General features: G+C 52.5%; 6 protein-coding genes and 2 pseudogenes. All 8 read left to right on the forward strand.

Annotated elements, in window-relative coordinates; all coding sequences use genetic code 11:
- Positions 1–822, forward strand: a complete 822-nt coding sequence (gene mepA / locus ENTHG_RS01485) for a penicillin-insensitive murein endopeptidase (protein ID WP_044172707.1) — start codon at positions 1–3, stop codon at positions 820–822.
- The gene (locus ENTHG_RS01490) at positions 822–1,634 is read left to right on the forward strand and encodes a sulfite exporter TauE/SafE family protein (RefSeq protein ID WP_044172710.1); all 813 of its coding nucleotides are present in this window, start codon (positions 822–824) and stop codon (positions 1,632–1,634) included. Before mepA ends, ENTHG_RS01490 begins: the two co-directional genes overlap by 1 nt.
- Positions 1,631–2,176, forward strand: a complete 546-nt coding sequence (locus tag ENTHG_RS01495; RefSeq protein ID WP_044172713.1) for an elongation factor P hydroxylase — start codon at positions 1,631–1,633, stop codon at positions 2,174–2,176. Before ENTHG_RS01490 ends, ENTHG_RS01495 begins: the two co-directional genes overlap by 4 nt.
- A 9-nt stretch (positions 2,177–2,185) precedes the next feature.
- Complete coding sequence (locus tag ENTHG_RS01500; RefSeq protein ID WP_044172716.1) at positions 2,186–2,464, forward strand: YfcL family protein; 279 nt, start codon at positions 2,186–2,188, stop codon at positions 2,462–2,464.
- 317 nt (positions 2,465–2,781) lie between these two features.
- Positions 2,782–3,528 (forward strand): DUF4123 domain-containing protein, encoded by a 747-nt coding sequence (locus ENTHG_RS01505; protein ID WP_081653571.1) that lies wholly within the window; start codon positions 2,782–2,784, stop codon positions 3,526–3,528.
- A 1,504-nt stretch (positions 3,529–5,032) separates the two neighbouring features.
- Positions 5,033–6,004, forward strand: coding sequence for a DUF6531 domain-containing protein (locus ENTHG_RS26510; protein ID WP_489884332.1), 972 nt, complete (start codon positions 5,033–5,035; stop codon positions 6,002–6,004).
- A pseudogene (locus tag ENTHG_RS26515) lies at positions 5,929–6,156 on the forward strand (hypothetical protein); the annotation flags it as partial. The gene ENTHG_RS26510 and the pseudogene ENTHG_RS26515, both read left to right, overlap by 76 nt.
- 216 nt (positions 6,157–6,372) lie before the next feature.
- Positions 6,373–7,357 (forward strand): annotated as a pseudogene (locus tag ENTHG_RS23680) (hypothetical protein); the annotation flags it as partial.

Consider the following 7,357-nt stretch of genomic DNA (forward strand, 5'->3'; position numbering starts at 1 on the left):
ATGAAAAAAAGTGTAATCGCCGCGCTGGCGCTCGCCGCCAGCGTTGTCTGTCAGGCGGCGACGCCGTGGCAGAAAATTACCCACCCGGTGGCGGGCACGCCGCAATCCATCGGCGCCTTCTCTAACGGCTGTATCATCGGGGCGCATGAACTGCCCCTGCAGTCGGATACCTATCAGGTCATGCGTACCGACCAGCGGCGCTATTTCGGCCACCCTGATCTGGTGCTGTTTATTCAGCGCCTCGGCAACCAGGTGCATAATCTGGGGCTGGGCACCCTGCTGATAGGGGACATGGGCATGCCGGCAGGCGGTCGTTTTAACGGCGGACATGCCAGCCACCAGAGCGGGCTGGATGTGGACATTTTCCTGCAACTGCCGAAAACCCGCTGGACCGCCGCGCAACTGTTAAAACCGCAGGCGCTGGATTTAGTCGCCCGCGACGGCAAGCGGGTAGTGCCATCGCTGTGGAAACCGGAAATCACCAGCCTGATTAAGCTTGCCGCTAAAGATAACGACGTCACGCGTATCTTTGTTAACCCGGCCATCAAGCAGCAGCTTTGCCTTGATGCGGGAACGGACCGGGACTGGCTGCGTAAGGTGCGTCCGTGGTTCCAGCATCGCGCGCATATGCACGTGCGTCTGCGTTGTCCGGCGGACAGCCTGGAGTGCGAAGACCAGCCTTTACCGCCGCCGGGCGACGGCTGCGGAGCGGAACTGCAAAGCTGGTTCGAGCCGCCAAAACCATCAACCACGCCTGAGAAAAAGACGCCGCCGCCGCTGCCGGCCTCCTGTCAGGCGCTTCTGGACGAGCACGTACTCTAATGGATGCTTTTCATGAGTTATTTATGGTGTCGCCTCTACTTCTGGCGGCGCTTTTTTTTGTCGCCGCGCTGGCCGGCTTTATTGACGCGCTGGCGGGCGGCGGCGGCCTGCTGACCGTTCCGGCATTGCTGGCGACGGGGATGTCCCCTGCCCAGGCGCTGGCGACCAACAAGCTGCAGGCCTGCGGTGGCTCCGTCTCCTCGACGCTCTATTTTCTGCGCCGCAAAGTGGTGAGTCTGGCCGACCAGAAGCTCAATATTCTGATGACCTTTATCGGCTCCACTTCCGGCGCGCTGCTGGTACAGCATGTGCAGTCGGATATTCTGCGCCAGATCCTCCCCGCGTTGGTTATCTGCATCGGCCTCTATTTTTTGCTGATGCCGAGGCTTGGGGAAGAGGATCGGCAGCGCAGGCTGCACGGCTTGCCGTTCGCGCTAATAGCGGGTGGCTGCGTAGGCTTTTACGACGGTTTTTTTGGTCCGGGCGCCGGGTCGTTCTATGCGCTGGCCTTCGTGACGCTGGCAGGGTTTAACCTCGCAAAATCCACCGCCCACGCCAAATTACTTAACGCCACCTCCAATATTGGCGGCCTGCTGCTGTTTATTATTGGCGGCAAGGTTATCTGGGCCACCGGCTTTGTGATGATGGCGGGCCAGTTTCTGGGCGCGCGGATGGGCTCACGGCTGGTGCTCAGTAAAGGGCAAAAACTGATCCGCCCGATGATTGTTATTGTCTCGGCGGTGATGAGCGCAAAATTACTTTATGACAGCCACGGACAGGAGATCCTCCATTTTCTGGGGGTGATTGCATGACGACACATAATTATCAGGATTTAATTACTCTTTTTGACGGCTGCTTTGCCGAGGATTTTAATACCCGTCTGATTAAAGGCGACGACGAACCGATTTATCTTCCTGCAGATGCAGAGGTGCCTTATAACCGGATTGTCTTCGCTCACGGCTTTTATGCCAGCGCGCTGCATGAAATCTCCCACTGGTGCATTGCGGGAAAAGCGCGTCGTGAACAGGTGGATTTTGGCTACTGGTACTGCCCTGACGGCCGTGATGCGGCAACGCAGAGTCAGTTTGAGGATGTTGAAATCAAACCGCAGGCGTTCGACTGGCTATTTTGCGTGGCGGCGGGTTTTCCCTTTAACGTCAGCTGCGACAATCTGGAAGGTGACTTTGAGCCGGATCGCATTAAATTTCAGCGTCGCGTCCACGCTCAGGTGATGGCCTACCTTGAAAAGGGTATCCCGGAACGTCCGGCGCGCTTTATCCGGGCGCTGCAAGATTATTACCACACGCCGGAATTAACGGCGGAACACTTCCCCTGGCCGGAAGATTTTAATTGAGGAAAGAAGATGATCGCAGAATTTGAATCGCGCATTCTGGCGTTGATTGACGACATGGTCGAGACGGCAGGCGACGACGAACTGTTCGCCAGCGGCTACCTGCGCGGCCACCTTACCCTGGCGGTCGCGGAGCTGGAAAACGGCGATGACCATACGCCGCAGGCGCTGCATGCGAAAGTCACCACCAGCCTGCAAAACGCCATCCACGCCGGGGAACTGTCACCCCGTGACCAGGCCCTGGTGCTGGCGATGTGGGATAATTTATTTCAGCAGGCGAAACAGCAGTAAATAAAAGAGCCCGTAATGGGCTCTTTTATGATTCGCAGAAAAAGATTTTGCTATTATTTCTCATGAATATATTCATAATCTGTTTCTTTTTATTTTAAATATAACCTGCATCCATGATTGTTCTGCCTTGCAGAAACTAAATTCATAAGAAAATTGACGGTCGTCATAGATTACTCATAAAAACAATTTAACTATTAACATGTTTTCTTTTTTCGCTGATAATAATACACAGCGTAATTTAGAATTTATTCGGAAAATGTTTTCTTTTAAAGAATATGCACTGTCAATGGATTGAATAATAAATAAGGTTTGAACTTATGTCTGGAAGGACGCCTGTCGCAGCACTTTCTCAAAAGCAATGGCTGGATATTACAGCTTCATCAAATATGCCTTTATACGCTATCTTGTCAAAAGTAAGTGATGCCAATCCTCTTCGTGAATATTACATTCATGATGGTAATGATACTCCTGTCGGACTCTATCGCGCTACGCCCTATGCCGACTGGACGGAAACTATGCCTGTTATCGTTCGGCTGGACGAGCACAGCCCCTTTTTAAAATGGGTGGAAGAAACTGAGCATAAAGATTGGGGATGGCTGGCGCGTTCGCCTTATAATTTTGAAAAAATCGTTGACCACTTACGCGGGTTGGTGAAAGTCATTGTGCCAGGTGGTCAGGAAGTTTTCTTCCGCTACTGGGATGGTAAGTGGTTTGCTGAGCATTTGCGTTATATGGGGGATGATTGGCGTGAGGTTATGCCGCCGTTTGCTTTCTATTGGGTAAATTCTGAAAGTTTTATTGTCCACATTCATGCTCAAAGCGAAGTAAAAAAATCGCCATGGTGGCACGTTCCTCAGGCGTTGATAGATACCATGCTAGAAAAAGATCAGCAACCGATAGTGCATAATATTCTGCAGTTCCTGAAAGATGAATATCCAGAAATTTATTTCCGCTTTGATCAAGAAATGATAGCGGCTAAAGTTCATCGTATCGTTAAAAACAATAATTCGCGGAAAGAAGATATCATTGAAGAGGTTTTAATTGCTTTAAAACAGGCTCAATGATAACAGTAGCATCGATATACCCGCAGGTAAATTTATAGGGAGATTCTCTCAGGTGACGGAACAACCGGAAAATAATCAACAAGGCTCATCAGAACTGGCAGAATTTGGCGGTCTCTACGGCGGGGCGTATTATAGCCCTTATTATCATATATCGAACCGAAAAAAGATGACTGAGCAGGATAAAGACAAATTATATGCTCAGGTAATGAATGATTTCATCCACTGTCTGGATGACTATCAAACCTCAATAAAAAAGCAGTTGATTGAAGCTGCAAAAGACTCTTTTCGCCATGCTGTTTTTCCAGTTGCGCTGCTGGCCGTACAAGTGGAAAACTTCATTGAAGAAGCATTCAAAAACAAAAACACCCGAAAACCCGGTTTCGAGGCAACGGAATGCCCGCTGAACAAACAGTACAGTATTCGCTATGGTTATGGCGGTTTTGACGAAAACATTGAGAACGATGATGCTTTTATCCCTTTTAAAGAGATGCCCTTTACATTAATTAATGGTGCGGGTAAGGAGATTCTGGCCGGGAAATTTAATGACAAAGGTGAGTCTGCTGTTTTTGGTGGAATTAACGATTGCGAAGAATATTTTCTTATTGTTAACCCTGACGTTACGCCAAATGACTATGAACAATGGCTGGAAAGTTACCAGCCACTCATTAGCAAACTACAAGGCTGGCTGGATTCAACGTGGAACGATCCAAAAATGCAGGCAAGCTGGAAGGCTTACCTGGCACTGGATCTGAAAGGGCAGGTGGACGCAGAGAATGATGCGGTAATTCAAGGCATTTCTGATGGCGCACTCAATCTTTTGAAAGGCACCTATGAGCTTGCCGACGATATCGTTTCCCTTACGCCTGTCGGCGTAACATGGAATTATATTTATGATGTTGCTGGTACGAAGGCAGGATTACCTGCACGGCGCGTTAATCTCCATGACAAACTCCAGACTATGGATAAAGAGGATATTGAACGTACCTGGGAGAATCTGAAAAAAATAGGTACAGCGGTTCAGGACGATGCGCTGGTATATCTTTTTTACAGAGCTGTTCTGGCCTGGATAGACTTATTGCCGCCCGTTGAACGTAAAAATATTAATGGACAAATCCTTTTTGAAATTCTATCGCTGGCAGTCACTACTATTTGTACTGCCGGGACAGGCACAGCTGTTAAGGGAGCCTCCACATTAAATAAAATCACCTCGCCGTATGTGCGCAAAGCGTTTGAGTCGATGCTTAAATTATGTCGCTCACCACTGGTTGCGGCTACGCTTTCACTCAGTGCGGCCACGCTAACCCGAACGCGAATTCCGGTCAGATTCGGTAGATCGGCGCATTTGTCCGCAGAGGGTTCTCACTGGGTCCTTGAGGCTCGCCAGTCGACTCGGGCCCACCACACATTTACCACCCTTACCAAAAAAGCCGATAATGCCGTTGATTCGCCTCCGGTAAATGGCCGTCCGGCTAATGACACCGCTACCACCGCCGACCCAGTCTCCATGGTAAACGGCGAGGAGTTGCTGTTACTGGATGATGTCGCACTAAGCGGCCTGCTGCCCTTTAATTTCTCAAGACTGTATCGTACCGCTTGCGTAGGCGACAACTGCGGCCTGGGCTATGGTTGGTCCCATTCTCTTAATCATCATCTTACTTTCGACAACGAATTTGCCTACTGGAACGATCATGAGGGGCGTGTCGTTACACTTCCCATTCCTGAGGAGGCGGCCCCCCACGTAGAAAACCCGCTGGCAGGCAGTGTCCTGTACCTCACCCAGGAAGGGCACTATGTTGCCGGCTCCGCAGGGAGTCCGTTGCAGTATGTCTTCATTCGTGACGGGGATACAGCGCGGCTGGCATACGTTCAGGATAAATACCGTAATACGCTGGTCTTACATCGCTCGACAGAAGGTCAGGTAATACGTCTGGTTCCGGCTACGCAACAGGGGCTGGCGCTGCTTTTTACCTGGAAAGAAAGATGCATTCAGCAGGTTGATCTCGCCCGGTATGATACATCATGTGGGGAATGGCTTCCTGTCTCCACCCCGGCCCGCTATCGGTATAACCAGCAAGAGCAATTAGTTTCAGTCGAAAATACGGCAGGAGAGACCGAACATTATCTCTATGACGCACAGCATGTTATTTGCCGTCGTGAACTGGCTGGCGGTGCTGTATTTCAGTGGGAATGGGACGGCGAAGGAAAGCAGGCGCGGTGTATCCGCCACTGGGGGAACTTCGGGCAACTTGACGTCAGGTACCAGTGGGATAGCGAGAAAGGGCTGGGGACTCTGATTAACCAGGATGGTACAAAAGAATATACCATCATGACAAAACGTCCTCGTTGCTGCTTAGTAAAACCACGGCGGATGGCTCAACGACTGAATATCGCTATAACGCTCACGGCAAAAAAATCGCTGAACGAGACGGCTCAGGTCACGTTACTCATTACCAGTATGATGATTCGGACCAACTGACAGAAATTGTTTACCCGGATGGCAGAACGGTGACGTTCCGCCATCAGCTTGGGCGAGTGGTCCAGGTGGAGGAAGGGCAGCGTGTATGGCGGTATGAATATAATGCGCAGGGAGACGTAATCCTGGCCATTAACCCGCTGCAGCAGGAAACGCACTACCGCTACAATGAACGGGGCCAGTGTACGGAGGTGCGTTACCCGGACGGCGCCGTTCACACCCGGGAATGGGGGCGTGAAGGCGAGCTGCTGGCAGAGTGCCGCCCGGACGGCCAGGTCCGCCGCTACGCCCACGATGCCCTGCTGCGGGTCACCAGCGTTACCGACGGCGAAGGCCACGTCACCGGCTACCGGTATGATGACGCGGGGCGCGTGGCCTGCATCACCTTCCCGGACGGCGCCACCCGGGAGTACCGCTACAACGCTTACGGCAAAGTCACCTGGTTTAAGGACGAGGCCGGAAAAGTCACCACATATGACTACGCCGCGCCGCTTCACCTGCTGACGAAGAAGACCCTGCCGGACGGCAGCACCCTGCGCTACCGCTACGACAACGACCACCTGCAGGTCAGCGACATTTTCAACCAGAAGGGGGAGCGTTACCGCCTGCGCTATACGCCGGGCGGACTGCTGAGCGAGGAAGTGGGTTTTGACAACGTCAGAACCACATACCATTACGATGCAGCGGGCAGGCTGAGTGAAAAACGCGAATACGGCAACAGGCATGATGAAGCGCCGTTCATCACCCGTTATGAACGTAACAGCACCGGAAAGCTAACCAGAAAGACCCTGCCGGACGGCCAGGAAGAGTATTTCCATTATGATGCCTGGGGTCAGCTGATTAAAGTCAGCGACACGCAGGGCAACGTGCTGGCATGGGAATATAACTCCGCCGGGCAGCTGACGGCCGAGCACACGCCGGTGGCGACCCAGCGCTACGGTTACGATGAACTGACCGGCGAGCTGACTTCGCACCGTCTGCCAGATGGCCAGCGTGTGGAATACCGTTATATCAACGGGCAGCTCCGGGGCATCACGCTGGACGATGCGCCCCTGGTGGCACTGCGCTATGACAACACGGGCAGAATAAATGAACGCCACCAGGGGAACCTGCTGACCACCCGTTACGGGTATGATGCCCGCGGCAGGCTGGCGGGGCAGCAGCTTAAAGAGGTGCATGACGAGGCGTTCCATCCGCGTACGCTGTTCACGCAGGCTTACCGTTATACCCCGGACGGAGAACTGGCCTCGGCTGAAGGCCACCATGCGCGGCGCTGGCATTACGACGCCACGGGTCGGCTGACGGCGGCGGAGTGGCCCTCGCCGTACGACACCCGCCACGCGCAGAAAACGGAGG

This window comes from Phytobacter massiliensis JC163 (genome assembly GCF_000321045.1).
In the GTDB taxonomy this organism is placed as follows: domain Bacteria; phylum Pseudomonadota; class Gammaproteobacteria; order Enterobacterales; family Enterobacteriaceae; genus Phytobacter_A; species Phytobacter_A massiliensis.

Excerpts from the sequence above, each read along its gene's own strand:
- ENTHG_RS01490 (WP_044172710.1), top strand. The coding sequence starts at position 822 with ATGGATGCTTTTCATGAGTTATTTATGGTGTCGCCTCTACTTCTGGCG.
- ENTHG_RS26510 (WP_489884332.1), top strand. The coding sequence starts at position 5,033 with ATGGTAAACGGCGAGGAGTTGCTGTTACTGGATGATGTCGCACTAAGC.
- ENTHG_RS01505 (WP_081653571.1), top strand. The coding sequence starts at position 2,782 with ATGTCTGGAAGGACGCCTGTCGCAGCACTTTCTCAAAAGCAATGGCTG.
- ENTHG_RS01500 (WP_044172716.1), top strand. The coding sequence starts at position 2,186 with ATGATCGCAGAATTTGAATCGCGCATTCTGGCGTTGATTGACGACATG.
- ENTHG_RS01495 (WP_044172713.1), top strand. The coding sequence starts at position 1,631 with ATGACGACACATAATTATCAGGATTTAATTACTCTTTTTGACGGCTGC.
- mepA (WP_044172707.1), top strand. The coding sequence starts at position 1 with ATGAAAAAAAGTGTAATCGCCGCGCTGGCGCTCGCCGCCAGCGTTGTC.